The following is a 22,561-nucleotide window of genomic DNA, read 5'->3' on the forward strand; positions in this document are numbered from 1 at the left end:
GAGAATTTAAAATTATGATTCCAAAAGTTTCAAAAGAAATTATCGATTTAGGAGATGGCAGAAGCATCTCAATCGAGACAGGTAAATTAGCCAAACAAGCTGATGGTTCTGTAGTAGTACAAATGGGAGATGCCATGTTGCTTGCAACAGTGGTATCTGCCAGAAAAGCAAGTCCAGGAATTGATTTCTTGCCTTTGACACTAGATTATCGCGAAAAATTTGCTGCTGCCGGACGTTTTCCAGGTGGTTTCTTCAAAAGAGAAGCAAGACCAAGTGATAATGAAATATTAACCATGAGATTAGTAGACCGTGTTTTACGTCCGCTTTTCCCAAAAGATTATCATGCCGAAACGCAAGTGATGATTCAATTGATGTCTCATGATGAAAACGTAATGCCAGATGCGTTAGCAGGTTTAGCAGCTTCGGCAGCTTTATCTTTATCTGACATTCCTTTTTCTACATTAATATCTGAAGTGCGTGTAGCCAGAGTTGACGGTAAATTCATCATCAACCCAAGCCGTACACAATTAGAATTGTCTGATATCGACATGATGATTGGCGCATCAAAAGATTCTATCGCAATGGTAGAAGGCGAAATGAAAGAAATTTCAGAAGCAGAAATGGTAGAAGCGATTAAATTTGCACATGAAGCCATCAAAATTCAAATTGCTGCTCAAGAACGATTGGTTGCTGCTTTTGGTAAAAAAGAAGTAAGAACCTACGAGCAAGAAAAAGAAGATGAGGCTATTTATGCAAAAGTAAATGCAGCTTCATACGATATGTGTTACGCTATTGCCAAACAAGGTACTGCTAAACACGAAAGAACCGCTCAATTTGCAGCGGTAAAAGAAGAAGTTAAGTCTTTATTTACTGAAGAAGAATTAGCTGAAAACGGCGATTTGATTTCTAAATATTTCTACAAATCTAATAAAGAAGCGGTTCGTAATGTAACGTTAGATTTAGGAACCCGACTTGACGGAAGAAAAACTACAGAAATTAGACCTATTTGGGCTGAAGTTAATTATTTACCTTCTGTTCACGGATCTGCCCTTTTTACAAGAGGAGAAACTCAAGCATTGGCAACTGCTACTTTAGGAACTTCTAGAGAAGCAAACCAAATTGATTCCCCATCTCAACAAGGAGAAGAAAAATTCTACTTGCATTATAATTTTCCCCCTTTCTCTACAGGTGAAGCAAAACCTTTGAGAGGAACTTCAAGAAGAGAAGTAGGTCACGGAAACTTGGCTCAAAGAGCCTTGAAAAACATGATTCCTGCTGATTGCCCTTACACCATTCGTATTGTATCTGAAGTATTAGAATCTAACGGTTCTTCGTCTATGGCTACCGTTTGCGCTGGAACATTAGCGCTTATGGATGCAGGTATTCAAATGATCAAACCCGTGTCTGGGATTGCTATGGGATTGATTTCTGATGAAAAAACAGGTCGTTTTGCTGTATTGTCTGATATTTTAGGTGATGAAGATCACTTGGGAGACATGGACTTTAAAGTAACTGGAACTGCTGACGGAATTACTGCTTGTCAAATGGATATCAAAATCGAAGGATTGGCGTACCACATTATGGAGGAAGCATTAGCTCAAGCTCGTGATGGTCGTTTGCATATCCTTGGAAAAATAACAGAAGTTTTAGCTACCCCAAAACCGGAGGTTAAGAAATATGCTCCAAAAATTATCAAAGTGACTATTCCTGGTAATTTCATTGGTGCTTTGATTGGACCTGGTGGAAAAGTAATTCAAGAGTTACAAAAATCTACTGGTACAACTATCGTTATAAACGAAGTGAACGAGCAAGGTGAAGTTGAAATTCTTGGAACTGATCCGGACGGAATTGAAGCAGTGTTACGCAAAATTGACTCATTGACATTCAAACCAGTTGTAGGTGATGCCTATGAAGTAAAGGTAATTAAAATGCTTGATTTTGGAGCGGTGGTAGAATACCAAGCTGCACCAGGAAATGAAGTATTACTTCACGTATCTGAGTTAGCTTGGGAACGTACTGAAAATGTTTCTGACGTTGTGAAAATGGGAGATGTTTTTCAAGTGAAATACCTAGGTATTGATCCAAAAACAAGAAAAGAAAAAGTGTCAAGAAAAGCACTTTTACCAAGACCTCCACGTGAGGAAGCAAGACCTCTACGTGAGGAGAGAAAAGAGTAATCAGATCTTAGTTTACTAAAGGTTTATTTATAGAAAATCCCGTTTCATGTATTTGAAACGGGATTTTTATTTTAAATGAAATTATTTTAAAGACTATTGTAACTTTTTGCAAACTTCATACGTATAACTATTTGTACACTTAAAATTTAGGAGACAAAAAAACATGAGACAACTAAAAATCACCAAGCAGGTTACCAATCGTGAAACTGCTTCATTAGACAAGTATTTACAAGAAATTGGAAAAGTTGACCTTATTACCGCTGACGAAGAGGTAGAATTAGCACAAAAGATTAAAGCCGGTGACCAGAAAGCATTAGAGAAATTGACAAAAGCCAATTTACGTTTCGTGGTTTCGGTAGCAAAACAATATCAAAATCAAGGATTAACACTTCCCGATTTGATTAACGAAGGAAATTTGGGATTGATAAAAGCAGCACAGCGTTTTGATGAAACACGTGGTTTCAAATTCATCTCGTATGCCGTTTGGTGGATTCGTCAATCTATTTTACAAGCGTTGGCGGAACAATCCCGTATCGTTCGTTTGCCTTTGAATAAAATTGGCTCTATCAACAAAATCAATAAAATGTACGCTTTATTAGAGCAATCTAACGAGCGCCCACCATCTGCTGAGGAGATTGCAAAAGAGCTTGACATGACCGTAAACGACGTAAAAGAGAGTATGAAAAACTCTGGTCGTCACTTATCAATGGATGCACCTCTTGTAGAAGGAGAAGATTCTAACCTTTACGATGTTTTGCGTTCTGGTGAGTCTCCAAATCCAGACAGAGAATTAATCCACGAATCATTGCGTACCGAGATCGAACGCTCTTTAGAAACATTGACTCCTAGAGAAGCTGATGTAGTTCGTTTGTACTTTGGTCTTGGTGATCAACACCCAATGACTTTAGAGGAAATCGGAGAAACTTTCGACCTAACTCGTGAGCGTGTGCGTCAAATCAAGGAAAAAGCTATCCGTAGGTTGAAACACACTTCCAGAAGTAAAATACTTAAAACCTACTTAGGTTAATTCATAATATTACCCAATTAAAAATTTTAAATCTTAACTTTTTTAATTCAAAATGAACAACAGTTTGATTGACTGTTCGTTTTTTGATTGATGATTGAAACTCCGGCTGATTACCGGAGTTTTATTTTTTTAATCTGAATTCATTTCAGATTCCTTAAACCAATTCTTATTTAAAATCATTTGGACGCAACGCTCCGTAAAACTTCGGGTCAGGCTTTCGGCTTTATCGCTCCGCTGTACTTCGAGGATACCACCTCTATACTTTACGCAAATCGCAGAATAACTGGCCAATTGAATCTATAAAAAACTTTCGCATGTTGTTCCAAAAAAACTACTTTTGTACAAACAATTCAACTACAAAATGAAGAATACTCTTATTGCTCCATCAGTACTTGCTGCTGATTTTGCTAATCTACAACGCGATATAGAAATGATCAACAACAGTGAAGCCGACTGGTTTCATATTGATATTATGGATGGGGTTTTTGTTCCCAACATTTCTTATGGGATGCCTGTATTAGAAGCCATAAATCGACATGCAAAAAAAATAATTGACGTTCACTTAATGATTGTAGATCCTGACCGTTACATCAAAACCTTTGCTGAATTAGGCGCTAATATTATAAGCGTACACTATGAAGCGTGTGCACATCTGCACCGAACACTTCAAGCCATTAAGGCCGAAGGAATGAAAGCTGGAGTTGCTATAAATCCCCACACAAATATTGATTTGCTGGAAGACGTCATTAATGACATCGATTTAGTGTGTATCATGAGTGTAAATCCTGGTTTTGGAGGACAATCCTTCATAGAAAATACGTATGCTAAAATTGAAAAACTAAAAGCTTTAATCACCAAAAAAGGGGCCAGTACTCTTATTGAAGTAGACGGTGGTATTACCAATAAAAATGCTAAACAACTAGTAGAGGTAGGCGCTGATGTCCTTGTGGCAGGAAGTTTTGTGTTTAAATCCGAAAATCCAACAGCAACTATTTCTGATTTGAAGAGATTAACTTCATTTTAGTCTTCACCATATCTTGCATAAAAAAAACCAAAGAGGAATTGCCTTTGGTTTTTTTTATGCAAGATACATTTAAAATACTGATTACTAGATACTTAATTCGTCAAATTTTCAGCATCATTTAATCGTAGTGCTACATTATCCCAATTGATAATATTAAATAAAGCATCTACAAAGTCAGTTCGTTTATTTTTATATTTTAAATAATAAGCATGTTCCCAAACATCAATCACCAATAGTGGAATTGCCCCCCATTGCGTCAGTTTTTCATGATTTTCACATTGCAAAATTACTAGGCTATCACTGTAAGGCTGGTAAGCAAGAATACCCCAACCATTACCATCTACATTTTTTGATGTGGCAGCAATTAAAACTTTTAATCTATCATAACTTCCAAAACTTTTTTCAATACGCTTCAATAAATTACCTTTTGGCAAGGTATTTTTATTGGTAAGATTTGTCCAAAATATAGAATGCAGAATGTGTGATGAAAAATGATACGATAGTTTTTTTGTCCAAAAATCAATCGTCTCCAAATTGTTATCATCCAAAGCTTTTTTTATCATTTGCAAATCCTTGTTAGCCCCTTTTACCGCACCACCATGATGAAAAGTGTAATGAAAATGCAAGGTTTCCGCATCCATATAAGGCTCTAAGAAAGTTTCACTATATGGTAAGGTTTGTTGAATATAATTCCCGTTTGCATCGACCAACCTATCAATAGAATTGTTTGCTAAATTTTTTGCAAATGCATTAGTTGTAGGAAGTATTAGCGAAGCCGCGCCTAACAAAGTGCTAGATTTTAAAAACTCTTTTCTATCCATTACAAAATATTTCAGAATGATGATTTAATTGTGACCACGGCAGGGACATTACCTATGTATTTTGATTGTTTATAAAATCCCTAAAACGTACTGATTATAAAGGGTTTATTTGATTTACAGGTTTGTTCATTTCCGTTATAATTCGCAATAATACACGTTTGGTTAACTAACGGTTAACTAAGTTCTTTTTTTTGATTATATTTGAATTGTTCAAAAAAAGGCAAAAATTATGGCAAGTGTAAAATGTTTACTTCAAAGCAAAAGCGATAACGCAAATATCTACATTCAATTTTCAATCAGTAGAACACAAGTTTTCAAAAGAAAAACGGGTTTTATAATAGATGCTAAAGACTGGAACGGAAAAGCACCAATACAAAAAAGTCAAGAATTAAAAACCTTAAAATCTAAGCTGGACAAATTAGCCACATTCATAAATGATGCTCACAATGACACGATAAGCACAGGAATAGAATTTACAGCCGATTGGTTACAACTTCAAATTGATTTGTATAATAAAAAAACGCCCGTTTTAGAATTGGACGTTATGACTACCTACATACAAAAGTATATTGACGAAGCACCTTATAAACAAAATGCAAAAAAAGAACTTGGATTAAGTAAAGGACGTATTCAAAATTTAAAGCTATTCAAAAGCACAGTTTTAAAATTTGAAGTTGAGGTTTTGAAAGGCAAGAGTATATTGATAAGAAACATAAATTTAAAGTTTGTTGAGCAATATAAAAACTGGATGTTTGGCAAAGGATATTCCACAAATTATGTAGGCAAAAATATTGCGAACATTAGAACTATTTGCCTCGATGCCTTAAAAAATGATATTGAAACCTCAACACAGATTAAAAATATTAAAGGTATTTCAGAAAGCCGTGAACCCGAAGACATTGTTTTTTTAAGTGAAGACGAACAGGAAGCAATAAAAAAAGCACCACTTCTAAGAGAGGCACTTATAAACGCCCGAAAATGGTTGTTGTTAGGTTGTTTGATTGGCCAGCGTGGGAGCGATTTACTGAGCATTACCGACAAAAACATAAAAGAGTTAAACGGTATGAAAATAATTGAACTGAAGCAACAGAAAACAGGCAAACTGGTTGCAGTTCCTTTACTACCTGAAGCGGTTGAAATAATCGAAAGCGGTTTACCTTATAAAATATCATTGGTGCATTTTAACGAACATATTAAAGACGTATGTTTAGAAGCGGGACTTATAGCACCAACCAAGGGACGTAAAAAAATAAAATTCAATAAACCCACAGTTAAGGGAGTTTATCCTAAACACGAAGTTATAAGCAGTCACATTTGCAGACGTTCGTTTGCTACTAATTTTTACGGGCGTATTCCAACACCCGTTTTAATGAACATAACGGCTCACGGTACGGAACGAATGTTTTTATCTTATATTGGTAAAACTACGTACGATAATGCTTATCAAATGTTAGATTATTTTAGTAAGTTAGTACCTAAAGAAAAAACAACCGCACAAATGGAGGTGGTACATAGCACAGGCACGAAATAAACTAAACACAGACACAAAATAATGATGTACGATTATATATTTACAAAGATCATGAACGTTTATGACCTTTCAGAAAAATACAATCTTTCAGAAGATGACCAAGTTGATATTTTACATAATTATCGACCTATAATCAAAGTCAATAATTATGATACAGATATTATAAAAGAAAAATTAAGCACCATTAAAAAAGAATTTATTAAAGAGAATACAATCTTTGATTTAGAAATTTTTAATCGGGAAAATACGACTGTGTTGATTTATTATCTAAACCAATATATTGATGTTTTAGAACGTGGAAAAGCTAAAAATTGGGATAAATACGGCGATGATTTTTTTCATATTTTTAAAGTTGAATCCGACATACCCGAAAAAAGACTTCTTATTTCAAATAAAAATATTACACAAATAGAACTTTATTTTAAAAGTGTTTTGAAAGCTTTTCAAGATTTCACAAAAGAGCAAAATAATATAGACAAAATAAAAAACTCAAAATATTTAAATATATTTAAAGAATTAGACGGTTTTGAAATTTTTAACAATAATTTAAATGACGAAATCAAAGCGCTTTTCAATCAAAATATTTTAAAAAATGAAGTATTAAACACTTACTATAAAGATTATTTGCCAAAATATTTAACACGAATTAATGAACTTATTTCGCATTTGGAACAGATGCAAAACGAATTAAAACGTAACTTTCCCGATTTAAAAACAGATTTTGAAAATTTAAATACAATTACCTCAAAATTTAAAAAAAGAGTATTAAATGATTTAGAAATTACCTTAAACACGGTATTAAAAAGTGACTATGAAAGGCTATTGTTTGAATATTTAAACATTATTAATAAATTAGAAACTGATTTAAAAATTGAAGGTAAAAGTATAAGTGATTTTTTTATACTCTTTTACAAAAGAATTTTTTACATTAAATCAAACCCCAAACCCAAATTAAACGACACCGAAGCGATAGATTTAAAAAATACTTCGACAAAAGAAATATATTTAGGACAACCTACAAACGACAATGCAAATCTTTTTTTTGATTTTTTAATTGAATATTACAGACCGTCAGAAACAACAGTTGTAAAATATGTTAATATACTTCACTACTTAAAAAATGATGCTGATAAAAAGTATTTTATTTTCAATATTAAACAAGCCGAATATAAAATTTTGGTAAAAGGAAAAACAGGAATTGAAATAAAAAAGTTCGCAAAATCGGAGCGATATAAGGAAGACGAAAGAACGATTTTAAACACACTTGAAAACAGTTTTTTAAAGAATAAGACGGTATAAAATTAAAAATACCACAAATACCACTTTTATACCATAAAAATACCATTTTGCACCATTGCAACCCCTATAAACACCTGAATACCTTGGCGCTTCACTCAAACGAAGTACAAGATGAACACACAAATTTTCTTAAACGGCATTACATTAGAACAATTAGCCGAGGCGGTTGTTAAACTTCAACAACAACCCGTTGCACCACCTCAACCCGAAAACGAATTTATTACAAGGGATGAGGTTTGTAAATTATTGAACTTCAACAAAACAAGTCTTTGGAAACACACCAAAAGCGGTAAACTCAAAAGCTACGGCATTGGTAACCGTGTTTTGTACAAAAAATGCGAAGTATTAGAAGCGGTTAAACCTATTAATCATTAATATTATGAGTAATAGTAACCAACCACAGGCGAAAGGTTTAAACGTATTAAGCACCGCTATTGATACCGCTATGCAAAGCGAAGTTATCGCAAGTGAAAATCCATTCCCTATAAATGCTTTTCCTTTGCTTTTTAAGGACTTAATAACTGACTTGAATAAAAGTTTAAGTTTCCCTACTGACTATACAGGAACGGCAATATTAACAGCAATGGCCACCATTATAGGAACAAGTGTAAAAGTAAGAGTCAAAAATAATTGGTTCGAATATGCTTCAATTTACAGTTGTTTGATTGGTAATGCTGGAGCAAATAAAACGCACCCAGTTAATACAATATTTTCAGTAATTAGAGATATTGATAAATTGAATCACGATAATTTTGTAATACTTCATAAAGAGTATTTAGAATATCAAAAACTGACAAAAACGGAGAAATTAGAAGTTCAAAAAGTGTTTCAGCCAATACTAACTAAAAGTATTTTAACCAATTTTACACCTGAAGTTTTAAACAAAAGGTTAAATGAAAATTTAAGAGGTTGCACGGTTTTAAGTGACGAAATGGCCACCTTTTTTGAGGGAATGAACAACTATTCAAAGGGTGACCAAATAGGCGTATATCTTTCATTTTGGAACAATCAACCTACAACAATTGACAGGATAGGCGACCCGATACCGTTGTTTATTAAAAATCCTTATTTGTCGATTATTGGCGGTTTACAACCTCGAATGTTAGCAAATGTATTTCCGATCCAAAAACTAAATAACGGTTTTTTTCAAAGGTTTTTATTTGCGTTTCCTGATGCAACTTTAAAGCAATCCATAAACGATAATGAACTGAATGAATTAATCTTTTACCGCTATAAAGATTTTATTACAGCGTATTATCATAGTACAGGAGTAGAAGAAAATGATGGCTTTATTAATAGTAAAATAGTAAGCTGGACAACTGAAGCTAAAACCTTTTTTTATAAATGGCAAAATGATAACTGTGATTTAGTAAACGATTATAGCAATAATATTAGAGGCGAAATTATTTCAAAGTTTGACAATCATTTTATTCGTTTGGCTTTATTACTTCAAATGATGGCAAACCCTAAAAGCGATTTTATACAAATTGAAGCCGTACAAGGTGCAAAGCTACTTTGTGAGTATTATATGAATTGTTCGTTTAAAGTTTTGGGAATTATTCAAAATCCAAAAGAGTATTTAGAAACATTGGCCGACAATAAAAAAAGATTTTATTACAATCTTAAAGAAAGGTTTACAACCTCTGAAGCTATTGAAGAGGGCAAAGCATTTGATTTTCAGGAAAGGCGATTAAAAGAGTTTTTAAAAGATACTATTCTATTCAAAAGAATAAAGCACGGCTTTTATGAAAAAACTATAAAACCCCAACAGGAAAAATAAACCTTTATTTATGAATGCACTTTGCATTATCAACATTATCGACATTTTAAAAGTGCTGAAAGTGTTGAAAATGCAAAGTGCAATTAAAATCTTTACTCTATGAAACAATACAAATATAATCTAGATAAAAGCAGTAAAAAGTTTGTTTGTCCTAAATGCAATAAAAAAACCTTTGTTAAATATTTAGAAACTGAAACAGGAAGCTATTTAGCTGAAGAGTTCGGACGTTGTGACCGTGAAACAAATTGCGGTTATTACAGCACGCCCACAGGCGAATTTAAAAACACTTTTGAAGTTGTTAATAAACCAACGCCCGAACCCAGTTTTCACACTTACGATTTAGTAAGCCTAAGCGGGCGTAATTATAAACAAAATACGTTTGTTCAATTCTTAAGAACTATCTTTTTAGATGCTCAAGTAAAAGAAGTGATACTGAAATATTTAATAGGAACGTCTAAACTTTGGGAAGGTGCAACAGTATTTTGGCAAATTGATAATAATGAAAAAGTAAGGCACGGCAAAATAATGCTAATAAATCCTTATACTGGAAAACGTGTAAAAAATAGCGAGGGCAAAGGTTTTTTTAATAGTGTACGAAGTGTTTTAAAATTAAAAGATTTTAATCTAAACCAATGTTTATTTGGTTTGCACCTGATAAATGAAACCAATACTAAGACCATTGCATTAGTAGAAAGTGAGAAAACGGCCGTTCTAATGAGTGTTTTTAAGCCTGAGTATACTTGGTTGTCCACGGGAAGTAAAGGAGGTTTAAAACACGAATTTTTAAAACCTATTAAGCACTATAAAATTGTTGCGTTCCCTGATAAAAGTGAGTACTATGACTGGTTAGACAAAGCCACCGAGTTAAACGGATTTGGTTTTAATATAGTGGTTAGTGATTGGTTGGAACACCAAAGCAACTATTTAGCTGGAACAGATTTAGCAGACGTTTACATAAACGAATTAAAAGAAGCTAAACTATTTAAATCCGATGAGGTTCAGTATTCAGAAACCGAACTAATTATTCACGAAATAGAACAATACACGCCCGAAATTTGGGAACTGATAAAAACCTTTGATTTAGTAGATTATAACAATAACGAAATAAAAAAGATAAAATGAAAATATATTGCTGGTTTACGGGAAACCTCAAATTAAATGATTTTGAAATGATTAGATTTAAAAATTATTAATCTAAATCTTAAAAAATGAAAAGAATTATCTTAATGTTGAGTTTAACTATGCTAATGTTTTCGTGTTCTAATGAAAGTAAAATGAAGTCTGAAATTAAAAATTATTTAGATAAAAATGCCAAAGACCCCAAAAGCTATGAATTTGTAGAATTGAAAATTTTAGATACTGTAACTGTTGGTTCTATTTCTGAAGATGAAATAGAAGAAAATAATAGAATATTGAAAGATAATGATGAAGCAATGCAAATTTCAAAAACAACTCTTGGAAAAGCAATCAAACTAAACAAGCAATATAATGATAATAGTTTTGACGAACACATTATTGGGGCAACAACTGACATTAAAGCAATCGAAAAGGAAAATTTTGTATGCAATAAACAAATAGCTAAATATCGTAAAACTATAAATTCAAAAGAAGTTTTAGGATATGTTGCGACTCACAAGTTTAGAATAAAAAACGGTTTTGGTGCTTTAGATTTAGATGAAATGTGGGTTGAATTTGATAAAGATTTTAAATTATTAAAAATGGATAAAAGCCCAAATTTTGATGTTTTTAAAAAGTAGAATTAAATAAAAACAAAGGCAGTTTATAAATTTCCTAAGATTGATTTTGACGTATAAAAAAAGTAAAGAGGGCAACCATAACGGCGACCCTCTTTTTTTGTTCAAATAGTCAAACCACAGGCAAGCGGTAAACTGATAACAAATATAGTAAAAATTTATTACTAGTTAATTATTGATAGTAATTTGTTATGCAAATAATCGAATTTATAATTTTGATTAATCAAAACTTTTTTCAATTAAAAAGGAATCAACGCACCCTATATGCGCGCGCCAAATGTTAAAATGAAAATTTTGCAACTATCTGTTACACGCGTGTAAAATCGAAGCAATAATGCGCGCGCGCGGGAACACTAAAAATCATTTGCAACTATCTGTTACGCGCATGTAAAAGCCGTACAACACGCGCACGAAGATTTTTTCGGAGTCACAAGATAAATAATTACGAACCTTGTATGTAAAGAAAATCCAAAACCAAACCAGTACGCGTGCGCGTGCGCGAGGCACTAATTGAAAATCATTTTGCACCCATCTGTTCGCATGTACTAAAAATCGAACTAATATCGCGCGCGCAGGAAACAATCTTAATTGTCATATTAGATTCAAATTACCTGATTATTTTAAATATGCACCTATCTGTTATACGTGTATAAAATCAAATCAAACTAATTAATATTGAATTTTGCACTATCTGTTACGCGCGTATAAAATAAAAGTAAAACATTAAGCGCGTGAATATCCGACTATCTGTTATGCGAGCGTAATATCATTAATGATTTTAAATGAACTTTGTTACTATCTGTTAAGTGCGTGAAAACATTAATTAATTAGCTAAATTCTATTAATAGTTTATTAATCAAATTTATTCAAAGAATAGAGGGTGATTTTATATTATTTCAGCTACTTATTTAAACTAAAAAAACACCCAAAAAATGAGTGTTTTTAAAATGGTTAACTAAATGTTAACTAAAATGTTTGTTAAGCCCTGTAAATAGGCTTTTAAAGTGACCACGGCAGGGTTCGAACCTGCAACCCTCAGAGTCGAAATCTGATATTCTATCCAGTTGAACTACGCAGTCTTTATTGTTGTTGCTTAACTAGTTTTAAAATGGTTAACCAACAACCTATTTATTATGTCAATAATTTTTTAACTATAGTAGAAATGGTTTTCCCTTCGGCAGTTCCTCCTAATTGTGCAGCAGCTAATCCCATCACTTTTCCCATTGAAGCAATACCTGAAGCTCCAGTTTCTGTGATGATTTTTGCAATCACTTCTTCAACTTCTGCCTCGCTTAATTGGGTTGGTAAGAATTTTTCAATTACTGCAATTTGTGCTAATTCAGGTTCAGCTAAATCCAAACGGTTTTGTTCTGTAAAAATTCTAGCACTTTCCTTACGCGTTTTTACTAATCTTTGAAGTAATTTAACTTCTTCATCTTCCGTTATTTCTTCTTTTGATCCTGTTGCTGTTTGAGCCAATAAAATTTCGGATTTTATAGCCCTTAAAGCTTCTAATGCAACTGTATCTTTGGCTCTCATGGCGGTTTTCATTTCGTCCATGATATGTACTGATAAACTCATACTACTAATTAATTTTAAAATTGGTATTAGACTTAAAAACTGAATATTGCAAACTCATTTTTTTTTAAATTCCCAAGATGGTAGTAAAAAATCCCTACTATTTTTTTGCGAAACTTGAAATGATAGTTGAAATAAAGTTTGACAAATTTAAAGAAATTTACTGGAATTAACAATAGATTACTTTCTTCTCGCTACATAAAAAAAGAACCCGAAAATTAGATATAATTTTCGGGCTAACTCTTTTGTTGTGCGTAAGTTAATCTACATTGTCGTGTAAATACGAGTTATTAGAACGCAACTGTAAGTCATTGTTACTATCCGTTCCAACAGAAATTCTCGAATTTGTGTTGTTTGTTTGATTGTTTGAAATGTCTATTCCCAATCTTTTATAAGCTGGTTCTTTTTCATACTCATCAATTTTAGAAACGTTGTTATGAAACTTATAATTAAATTCTTTTAATTTTTTTCTTCTTTCGTCAGCTCTCATGCGCAACGATTCTTCGATAGTCATTTCGGTAGGCGAAACTTCTTCAAAATCAACAGGTGAATTTATAGATCTTTCCACTTGTTTCATTGTAATATTTAATTCTGCAGGAACAACAACTTCTGGTATTTTCGCCACTGGCTTAGCCATAAAATCAGGCTCGACTTCCATATATTCCTCTAAAGAATATTTGATGATTCCGTTATCTGCCAATTCCGTTACTGGAACAAACTGAACAGCTTCATTTACTTTAATATCACGCGTTTCATTAGTAAGCTCAAACATTACTTTGCTTTCCTCCACTTGCACCACTGGCTCTGCTTTGAAAAGAGGCAAATCAAAAGAGAAAGTAGTTTGCTCTTGTCTTTCAATTGCTTTTGGTTGTACCGCTTTAACTTCAGCTAATGGAGATGAAATAGTAAAATCAATGTCTGTAATTGGAGAAACGATTTCGAAAGTCACATCTAAATTTTTAATAAATTCAGACATAACCATCAACTCTTCTTTATTGATTGCTGGAGCTGTAACCACTGACTCGGGTACAACCACCACATCTTCTACTAAATCAAAAACAATTCTTTCGTTTGAGTTAGTAACCGGTGCTGATTCCGTATTCAAATCAAATCCAGCCACGATTTTACTGCTTAAATTGTGTACGCTTCTTTGTTCGTCTTCTAGTGTGTGAATTATTTTTTTAGGCTCAGTGTTTACAATTCCATTTTGTTGTTCAATATCAAAACCGGTAGCGATTATGGTTACTGCAATTGCATCTCCAAGAGACTCGTCTTCACCAACTCCCATGATAATATTAGCATTATGACCTGCTTCAACTTGAATATGATCATTGATTTCCCCGATTTCATCAATTGTAATTTCATTAGTTCCAGAAACGATAAGCAACAATACGTTTTTGGCACCAGTGATTTTATTATCATTTAACAAAGGTGAATCTAAAGCAGAGACAATAGCTTCTTTAGCTCTATTCTCTCCTGAAGAAACTGAAGATCCCATAATAGCCGTTCCGCTATTATACAATACTGTTTTTGCGTCTCTTAAATCGATATTTTGGGTATAGTGATGTGTTATTACTTCGGCAATACCTCTTGATGCTGTAGCCAAAACTTCATCCGCTTTTGAAAACCCAGCTTTAAAACCAAGATTTCCATACACTTCTCTTAATTTATTGTTATTGATAACAATTAAAGAATCGACTTGTTTGCGTAATTTTTCAATACCAATTAAGGCTTGTTCCTGACGCACTTTCCCTTCAAATAAGAAAGGTAATGTTACAATTCCTACGGTAAGAATGTCTCTTTCTTTAGCCAATTGTGCAATTACTGGCGCCGCTCCAGTTCCCGTTCCACCACCCATACCTGCTGTAATGAACACCATTTTAGTATTGCGATCCAACATTTTCTCAATCTCAGAAATACTCTCAATAGCAGATTGTTGCCCTACATCAGGATTAGCGCCAGCGCCAAGTCCTTCCGTTAAATGTACTCCTAGCTGAATTTTGTTAGGCACAGAACTACTCTGTAAGGCTTGAGAATCCGTATTACATACGATAAAATCAACCCCTTTAATCCCTTGCTTGAACATGTGATTTATGGCATTACTTCCGCCTCCACCAACTCCTATAACTTTTATCACATTTGATTGGTTCTTTGGTAAATCAAATGAAATACTTCCAAATTCTGAGTTGCTCATCATTTTATTTGGTTTTTGAAATTGTTATATTATTAATTCTCCTATTTTTTTGGGCTCTGCCCTTATTCTGCATTATCCAAAAAATCTTTAATTTTATCGACATAGCGATCAAAGAAATTTCGTTGTATTCTGTTCACAGTAGAATTTTGCTTCTCATTTGCATTCTGATCTTCCTGTTCTTCTCCTTTTTCAGCAGATTCATACACGGGAGTCTGAACGACTGTTGGTCTATAAACCGGAACTTTAGGCTGTTCTACAGCATCCATTCGTATAGCACTTTGTGTTTTATTTTCAATGCTTTTCATCACTAATCCAACTGCAGTTGCGTACAAAGGACTTGAAATTTCCTCATCAGAATTTCCTGCCAAATGTTCATTTGGATATCCAATTCTAGTATCCATTCCAGTAATGTATTCCACTAACTGTTTGATGTGTTTCAATTGGGCACCACCACCAGTAAGAACAATTCCTGCTATTAGTTTTTTACGAGGATCTTCATGTCCATAGGCTTTTACTTCCGTAAAAACTTGATCCACGATCTCCACCACACGGGCATGAATTATTTTAGAAAGATTTTTTAACGAAATCTCTTTTGGCTCCCTACCTCTTAATCCTGGAATAGAAACAATTTCGTTGTCCCTGTTTTCTCCTGGCCAAGCTGATCCAAATTTGACTTTCAATAATTCAGCTTGCTTTTCAATAATAGAACAACCTTCCTTAATATCGTCTGTAATGACATTCCCTCCAAAAGGAATTACCGCAGTATGACGAATAATCCCATCTTTAAAAATGGCCAAATCTGTTGTTCCACCCCCAATATCTATCAATGCGACACCTGCTTCTTTTTCTTCCTGACTCAAAACAGCATCAGCTGAAGCCAATGGTTCCAATGTCAAACCTGACAATTCAATACCTGAACTCTGAATACATCTTCCCACATTACGAATCGATGATGCCTGTCCCACTACAACATGAAAACTAGACTCTAACCTTCCGCCATACATTCCTATCGGTTCTTTGATTTCAGATTGCCCATCAATTTTAAATTCTTGGGGCAAAACGTGTATTATCTCTTCCCCCGGCAACATGGCTAATTTATTTACTTGATCAATTAAAAGCTGGATATCATTTCCTCCTATTACTTCTTCTGGATTGTGTCTGCTAATGTAATCTGTATGTTGAATACTACGAATATGCTGTCCCGCAATCCCCACTACTACATCTTTTATTTTATAGCCTGAATTATTTTCGGCCTCTTGTATCGCTTGTTGTATTGATTGGATGGTTTGAGTAATATTATTAACAACGCCTCTTGCCACACCTAGACTTTTAGATTTACCAACACCTAAAATTTCTAGTTTACCATATTCATTCTTCTTGCCTATCATGGCAACTATTTTAGTTGTCCCAATATCTAGACCTACTGCAATATTCTCTTTTTCCATTATCTATTATTTAGTGCAAACTACTTGTTCCGTAAATCGGAGGTCAATTTTCTTATATTTATACAACGAACTATCTAAAACTGCTTTTTGAAAAAAAGCCTTATAATTATTAAATTTACGCTCCACATTCAATAGTGTACCAAAATCTATTTGGTAATCAAAATTTCTGTTGTGCATTTTTAAACTTCCATTTGGCATAATTTCAATTCCGATAATGTTTCTTTTCAAAAAAGGATCGTCATAGATTGTGCGAAATAAAGCAGTTAAATCTTCGGTGTTTTTTTTATTTATTACCCCTGAAACAAGTGGAACCCTTGCTGTAAAATTTATTGACAAAGGCATTCTATTTCCTTTATAATCAATATAAAAGGAATCTTCCCCTTCAAAAATTCTAGCAATAGGAGTTTTTTGTTTTACCACGGCTTTCAACACGCCATCAATACTCACAAATACGTCCGACTTTTCAATCATTTCTTGTGAATCAAGGACAGTTTCCAGCTTGTTCAAATCTAAATTAACTTTTTCAATGCTGGATGCCTCTTTATTATTTTCTATTAACAATTTATTAACCGTTTCTTGCCTCATAAAAGGAGCGTCATCTCCTACAAAAATAACAACTGATTTAGTCAGTTTTCGATTTTCATTTCGTTTTGTCGTGAAAGAAAAAAGAAAAACAACCAATACAAACATTAATAATAATCGAATATTTGTCCAATTAAAGAGTTTCATAAAGTGCTTTTTTAATTGATGGTACTAATTCTCCAATATCTCCGGCTCCAATTGTGACAATAACCGTTGCTTCACTTGCCAAAATTGTTTGAATTAAATTATTTTTAGCAACAATTTTCTTATTATTATTTGTCATTTTATCCATCAGCCATTGTGAATTTATGCCCTCCATAGGTAATTCACGAGCCGGATATATATCTAATAAAATTACTTCCTCAAAAGCGGACAAACTTCTGGCGAAATCATCTGCAAAATCCTTGGTTCTGCTAAATAAATGCGGTTGAAAAATTGCCAACACTTTTTGACCAGGATATAGTTCCCTAACTGCTTGATATACTGCTCTTATCTCCGTAGGATGATGCGCATAATCATCAATATAAACTTTAGTATCTGTTTTTATCTGATACGAAAACCTTCTTTTTATCCCTTTAAAAGACGCAATAGCTTTTGCAATGGCATCGGTTGGGGTGCCGAATAAATTTGCCATTGCAATAGCCATTAACGCATTCATTAAATTATGCCTTCCTGGTAATCCAAAATGTAAATCTTTGATTGTCTCTGTGGGTGTTTGCACATCAAAAACATAACTACCGTTTCCTATTCTAACATTGAACGCTTTGTAAACAGCATCTTCGTTTACAGCACACGTTATCCCTTCTAATGGCAATTCTTTAGTGATGAAAAGCTGGCGCTTATCTTCTACTTTAGAAGCAAATTCAATAAAAGACTCCTCAATAGCTTCACTGGTGCCATAAATATCTAGATGATCTGCATCCATAGAGGTAATACATGCAATATTGGGATGCAAATGCAGGAATGAACGGTCAAATTCATCCGCTTCAACAACCGTAACTGTTTTCCCGTTTCCTATCAAATTAGAATTATAATTTTCGACTATTCCACCAATAAAAGCGGTAACATCAGCACCACTTTCATATAAAATATGACCTAAAATCCCTGACGTTGTCGTTTTTCCATGTGTACCAGCAACTGCAAAACAAAAAGTATCTTTTGTAATAATTCCTAAGACCTCTGCTCGTTTTTTTACTTGAAAATCTCTTTCTAAAAAATAATTCCACTCCGAATGTGTCTTAGGAACAGCCGGTGTAATAATTACCAAAGTATTTTCTATGTAAAAATTTTTAGGAATCGCATTAATATTGTCTTCAAAATGAATTGAAATACCACTTTCTATTAATTCATTCGTAAGAGGCGAAGGGGTTTTATCGTACCCCGAAACTTGTTTTCCCAAACTCTTAAAATAACGAGCCAGATTACTCATCCCGATTCCTCCGATTCCTATAAAATAAACGTTATGTATTTGATTCAAGTTCATATCAATATTATTAATGGCATTGAGTCTACCGTTTTTTTGCCCTTAAGACTTCCGACTTTCAACTAATTTTATAATTTCATCAACAATTTGTTTTGTTGCTTCTGGTCTGGCTAACTGTTTAATATTTTCTCCCAGTTGGTTTTGCTTTTCTTGATCCTTCAGCAAGGATTCAAATACCAAGCTAAATTGCGAATCAAGCTCTGATTCTTTAAGCAATAGAGCTCCTTTTTTATCTAGTATTGCTTGTGCGTTTTTAGTCTGATGATCCTCTGCCACATTGGGCGACGGAATAAAAATTACTGGTTTCCCAACGATACATAATTCCGAAACTGAAGAGGCCCCTGCCCTTGAAATAACAATATCCGCCGCAGCGTAAGCCAGATCCATCCTATCGATAAACGAATGAATCTGAATGTTCTCATGTTCTTCAAAACGCTTGTAATGTTCAATATACAGCTTTCCACATTGCCAAATCACTTGAACATTATGAGCCGAAAACGTCAAAACTTCTTTTGCTATTAACTGATTCACCCTTCTTGCACCCAAACTACCTCCTAATACGAGAAGCGTTTTTTTCTTGGAGTCTAAACCGAAATTACGTATCGCTTGCTCTCTTTTACTGTCAATATCAATTAAATCCTGACGTACTGGATTTCCTGTCACAATCATTTTTTGTTTTGGAAAAAATCTTTCCAAATTTTCATACGCAACACAAATCTTGTTTGCATTTTTGCTCAACAACTTATTAGTAATTCCAGGATATGAATTTTGCTCCTGAATTATTGTTGGCACACCAGCAATTGCTGCTATTTGCAACACCGGACCACTGGCAAACCCTCCGGTACCTATAACCACATCTGGTTTAAATTGTTTAATTATTGTTCTAGCCTTCAATAAACTGCTAATTAATTTTATTGGAAAAAGTGAATTATCAAATGTTAGCCTTCTTTGTAATCCAGCAATCCATAGCCCTATAATTTTATAACCCGCCTGAGGTACTTTTTGCATCTCCATTTTATCCTTGGCACCTACAAAAAGGAATTCTGCATCTGGAAAACGAGATTTTAATTCATTTGCAATAGCTATTGCAGGATAGATATGTCCACCCGTTCCGCCGCCACTCAATATGAATTTATACTGTTTCATAATACTGATTTCTAATTTTCTAAACACCTTATTTATTTAAAACCGCACGCATCGGATTCTTCGCTTTGTCTTCTATTGAATAATTTTCTGTTATAACCTCTTCCTCTTCTAATTCCCTGTCTATTAATTTTTGAAGTGCTTCTTCTCTTTTAGCGTTGTCTTTCAATTCCTGCGCAATTTCTTCTTCCTTTTTTGTAACGCTTATAATGATTCCAAGTGCAAAACAAGTCATCCAGATTGAACTTCCACCACTACTAATTAGAGGTAATGTTTGTCCTGTAACGGGTAATAATTCTACAGCAACGGCCATATTCACCATTGCCTGGAATATCATGGGAAAACCCAATCCCACTACTACTAGCTTACCAAACAACGAATTGGCTTTGTGCGAAGCAATAACAAATCGAAACAGTAATAATAGATACAATGCCAGGACTCCAAAACCTCCTATAAGACCATACTCTTCAACGATAATGGCAAAAATAAAATCCGAGGAAGACTGAGGCAGAAAGTTTTTTTGAATACTCTTCCCAGGACCTAAACCGTAAATTTTCCCAGAGGCTATTGCAATTTTCGCTTTTTCTATTTGATAATCGTCCTCATCCGGTTTGTCGGTTGTAAAATTTTCAATTCTATTTCCCCAAGTACCTACTCTGCTAAAAAATTTAGAATCTGGAAAAGCTTTAGAAATGAGTATGAAAAAAGCCAGAAATACTATTCCGGAACCCACAACGATTCCGATATAACGCAACGGGTATTTACCAATAAAAACCAACATCAATACCATTGAAAAAATCAATGCAGTAGTTGAAAAATTCGCCGGTAAAATAAATAGTAACGTAACAAAAACTGGTATCCAAAGTTCCCAAACAGAGGATTTAAATGTAATAGGAACTACTCTTGTTTTAGACAAATATCGGGCAACAAAAATAAACAATACCATGGAGGCCAATGTAGAGGTTTGAAACGTAACACCTATAAACGGTACTTGGATCCATCTACTGGCATTGGCACCGGCAATTACTGTACCTTTTATTAATGTGTAAGCTAATAATACCCAAACAATATACAAAGCTCCTTTAGAAACGGCTTTAAAATAGTGGTACGGCACTTTATGAACCATAAAGATTATAGTAAAACCAATGCATACATGTACGATGTGCTTCACCAAATACCCCAAAGTATTCCCGTTTCCTTGACCTATATACGCTAAATTACTACTTGCACTAAAAACAGGCATAAACGAAAACAAGGCTAATAAGGCCACAAATGACCAAATCCCTTTATCTCCCTTTAAATTGTTTATTAGTTGTTTCATTTTAATTTTGGTTTAAAGTTTCATTACGTTTAAAAGTTAGTGTAGAGCAACCTTAAACTACGAAACCCTTTTATAGATTTTTAACGGCTTGTTTAAATTGCTTTCCTCTGTCTTCATAGCTTTCGAATAAATCAAAACTGGCACAAGCAGGAGACAATAAAACAGTATCTCCCTTTTCTGACAATCGTTGGGCCATTCTTACCGCATCATTCATTGAAGAAACTTCAATCATCATATCGACCACATTCCCAAAAACATCAATAATTTTTTTATTATCCACACCCAAGCAAATAATAGCTTTCACCTTTTCACGAACCAGTGACATCAATTCATTATAATCATTTCCTTTATCAACACCACCCACAATCCATACCGTAGGGGTATTCATGCTTTCTAAAGCAAAAAAAGTAGCGTTTACATTCGTCGCTTTAGAATCATTAATATATTGAACGTTCTGGATTTTCAAAACTTTCTCCAGACGATGTTCTACACCTTGAAAATTAGACAGACTTTCGCGAATTGTAGCCTTCCTTATTTGCATCAATTTTGCCACAGAGGTTGCTGCCATTGCATTCTTCATATTATGTTTTCCTTCTAAAGCTATGTGTTCTGTGTCCATTATAAACTCTTCTTGATTAATCTTTACTTCCATTTTATTATTTTTTATATATGCTCCTTCGCTGAAAACTTTATTCAATGAAAAAGGAATTAATTTTGCTTTAGTGGTATGTGTTAAGAACCATTGGTTTATCGCTACATCATCTGCATCATAAATGAGATAATCCTCCTCTGTTTGATTCGTCGTAATTCTAAATTTTGCATCAATATAATTTTCATATTTGTAATCATAGCGATCCAAATGGTCTGGACTTATATTGGTAATAATAGCAATGTGCGGTTTGAAATTTACAATTCCGTCCAGTTGAAAACTACTCAACTCCAGCACATACGAATCGTATTTATTATCTGCAATTTGCCAGGCAAAACTCTTTCCAATATTTCCTCCTAAGCCTACATTCAATCCTGCCGATTTTAGCAAATGATGTGTGAGCATGGTAGTCGTTGTTTTACCGTTGCTCCCCGTTATTCCTATAATTGTTGCCTCAGTAAAAGGGGCCGCAAACTCAATTTCTGAAATTACTGAAACTCCTTTTTTTAAAAGCATTTTCACTATTGGAGATGTATCCGGAATTCCAGGGCTTTTCATAACCACATCTGCATTCAGTATCAAATCCTCTGTATGCTTTTCCTCCTCCCAAGCTATTCCATTTATGATAAGAACCTCTTTGTAATTTTCTTTTATTTTTCCAAAATCAGACACAAAAACATCATATCCTTTTTTCTTGCCCAGAATAGCGGTACCCACACCACTCTCACCGGCACCTAAAATAACTAGTCTCAT

Annotated in this window: 18 protein-coding genes and 1 tRNA gene; 9 read left to right on the forward strand and 10 right to left on the reverse strand. The window is 33.8% G+C overall.

The genetic code is table 11. The features are described from left to right. Positions 1-14 precede the first annotated feature (14 nt). The 3 genes from ACNQF9_RS01650 to rpe all read left to right on the forward strand — a co-directional run bounded on the left by ACNQF9_RS01650 (position 15) and on the right by rpe (position 4,228). Positions 15-2,177 (forward strand): polyribonucleotide nucleotidyltransferase, encoded by a 2,163-nt coding sequence (locus ACNQF9_RS01650; protein WP_417989501.1) that lies wholly within the window; start codon positions 15-17, stop codon positions 2,175-2,177. A gap of 163 nt (positions 2,178-2,340) precedes the next feature. Continuing rightward, entirely contained in the window at positions 2,341-3,204 is an 864-nt protein-coding gene (locus tag ACNQF9_RS01655) for a sigma-70 family RNA polymerase sigma factor (RefSeq protein ID WP_007137700.1), read from the forward strand. Between the two features lie 361 nt (positions 3,205-3,565). After that, positions 3,566-4,228, forward strand: a complete 663-nt coding sequence (rpe, locus tag ACNQF9_RS01660) for a ribulose-phosphate 3-epimerase (RefSeq protein WP_417958528.1) — start codon at positions 3,566-3,568, stop codon at positions 4,226-4,228. A 92-nt stretch (positions 4,229-4,320) separates the two neighbouring features. Here rpe and ACNQF9_RS01665 read toward each other — a convergent pair whose 3' ends face one another. After that, a complete protein-coding gene (locus ACNQF9_RS01665) occupies positions 4,321-5,049 on the reverse strand; it encodes a superoxide dismutase (RefSeq protein WP_417989502.1) in 729 nt (242 codons plus the stop codon). A gap of 229 nt (positions 5,050-5,278) precedes the next feature. Here ACNQF9_RS01665 and ACNQF9_RS01670 point away from each other — a divergent pair, with 229 nt between their 5' ends. The 6 genes from ACNQF9_RS01670 to ACNQF9_RS01695 all read left to right on the forward strand — a co-directional run bounded on the left by ACNQF9_RS01670 (position 5,279) and on the right by ACNQF9_RS01695 (position 11,416). Next, a complete protein-coding gene (locus ACNQF9_RS01670; RefSeq protein ID WP_417989503.1) occupies positions 5,279-6,580 on the forward strand; it encodes a phage integrase SAM-like domain-containing protein in 1,302 nt (433 codons plus the stop codon). A 21-nt stretch (positions 6,581-6,601) separates the two neighbouring features. Next, positions 6,602-7,879 carry a hypothetical protein gene (locus ACNQF9_RS01675; RefSeq protein ID WP_417989504.1) on the forward strand — a complete coding sequence of 426 codons (1,278 nt, stop codon included), beginning with the start codon at positions 6,602-6,604 and terminating at the stop codon, positions 7,877-7,879. 111 nt (positions 7,880-7,990) lie between these two features. Further along, positions 7,991-8,254: a helix-turn-helix domain-containing protein gene (locus ACNQF9_RS01680; protein ID WP_417989505.1), complete on the forward strand. Its 264-nt coding sequence runs from the start codon at positions 7,991-7,993 to the stop codon at positions 8,252-8,254. Positions 8,255-8,258: 4 nt separating this feature from the next. Then, positions 8,259-9,659 carry a DUF3987 domain-containing protein gene (locus ACNQF9_RS01685; RefSeq protein WP_417989506.1) on the forward strand — a complete coding sequence of 467 codons (1,401 nt, stop codon included), beginning with the start codon at positions 8,259-8,261 and terminating at the stop codon, positions 9,657-9,659. 99 nt (positions 9,660-9,758) lie between these two features. Then, a complete protein-coding gene (locus ACNQF9_RS01690) occupies positions 9,759-10,781 on the forward strand; it encodes a DUF6371 domain-containing protein (protein WP_417989507.1) in 1,023 nt (340 codons plus the stop codon). 86 nt (positions 10,782-10,867) lie between these two features. Further along, complete coding sequence (locus ACNQF9_RS01695; RefSeq protein WP_417989508.1) at positions 10,868-11,416, forward strand: hypothetical protein; 549 nt, start codon at positions 10,868-10,870, stop codon at positions 11,414-11,416. Between the two features lie 1,002 nt (positions 11,417-12,418). Here ACNQF9_RS01695 and ACNQF9_RS01700 read toward each other — a convergent pair. The 9 genes from ACNQF9_RS01700 to murD form a co-directional block, all read right to left on the reverse strand. Further along, positions 12,419-12,492: transfer RNA gene (locus tag ACNQF9_RS01700), tRNA-Arg, on the reverse strand. Between the two features lie 52 nt (positions 12,493-12,544). Continuing rightward, on the reverse strand, positions 12,545-12,994 hold the full coding sequence (locus tag ACNQF9_RS01705) for a GatB/YqeY domain-containing protein (RefSeq protein WP_417958530.1): 450 nt from the start codon (positions 12,992-12,994) through the stop codon (positions 12,545-12,547). A gap of 256 nt (positions 12,995-13,250) precedes the next feature. Then, entirely contained in the window at positions 13,251-15,188 is a 1,938-nt protein-coding gene (gene ftsZ, locus ACNQF9_RS01710; protein WP_417958531.1) for a cell division protein FtsZ, read from the reverse strand. A gap of 59 nt (positions 15,189-15,247) precedes the next feature. After that, the gene (gene ftsA, locus ACNQF9_RS01715) at positions 15,248-16,630 is read right to left on the reverse strand and encodes a cell division protein FtsA (RefSeq protein ID WP_417958532.1); all 1,383 of its coding nucleotides are present in this window, start codon (positions 16,628-16,630) and stop codon (positions 15,248-15,250) included. Positions 16,631-16,636: 6 nt separating this feature from the next. Then, positions 16,637-17,359, reverse strand: coding sequence for a cell division protein FtsQ/DivIB (locus ACNQF9_RS01720; protein WP_417958533.1), 723 nt, complete (start codon positions 17,357-17,359; stop codon positions 16,637-16,639). Then, positions 17,346-18,695 (reverse strand): UDP-N-acetylmuramate--L-alanine ligase, encoded by a 1,350-nt coding sequence (murC, locus tag ACNQF9_RS01725; protein ID WP_417989509.1) that lies wholly within the window; start codon positions 18,693-18,695, stop codon positions 17,346-17,348. The genes ACNQF9_RS01720 and murC overlap by 14 nt, the downstream gene beginning before the upstream one ends. Positions 18,696-18,737: 42 nt before the next feature. Further along, positions 18,738-19,841, reverse strand: coding sequence for an undecaprenyldiphospho-muramoylpentapeptide beta-N-acetylglucosaminyltransferase (gene murG / locus ACNQF9_RS01730; RefSeq protein WP_417989510.1), 1,104 nt, complete (start codon positions 19,839-19,841; stop codon positions 18,738-18,740). Between the two features lie 28 nt (positions 19,842-19,869). After that, complete coding sequence (locus ACNQF9_RS01735; protein WP_417958536.1) at positions 19,870-21,159, reverse strand: FtsW/RodA/SpoVE family cell cycle protein; 1,290 nt, start codon at positions 21,157-21,159, stop codon at positions 19,870-19,872. A 70-nt stretch (positions 21,160-21,229) separates the two neighbouring features. Beyond that, positions 21,230-22,561 carry a UDP-N-acetylmuramoyl-L-alanine--D-glutamate ligase gene (gene murD, locus ACNQF9_RS01740; protein ID WP_417989511.1) on the reverse strand — a complete coding sequence of 444 codons (1,332 nt, stop codon included), beginning with the start codon at positions 22,559-22,561 and terminating at the stop codon, positions 21,230-21,232.

Origin of the sequence: Flavobacterium amylolyticum, from assembly GCF_048284335.1 — a bacterium.
In the GTDB taxonomy this organism is placed as follows: domain Bacteria; phylum Bacteroidota; class Bacteroidia; order Flavobacteriales; family Flavobacteriaceae; genus Flavobacterium.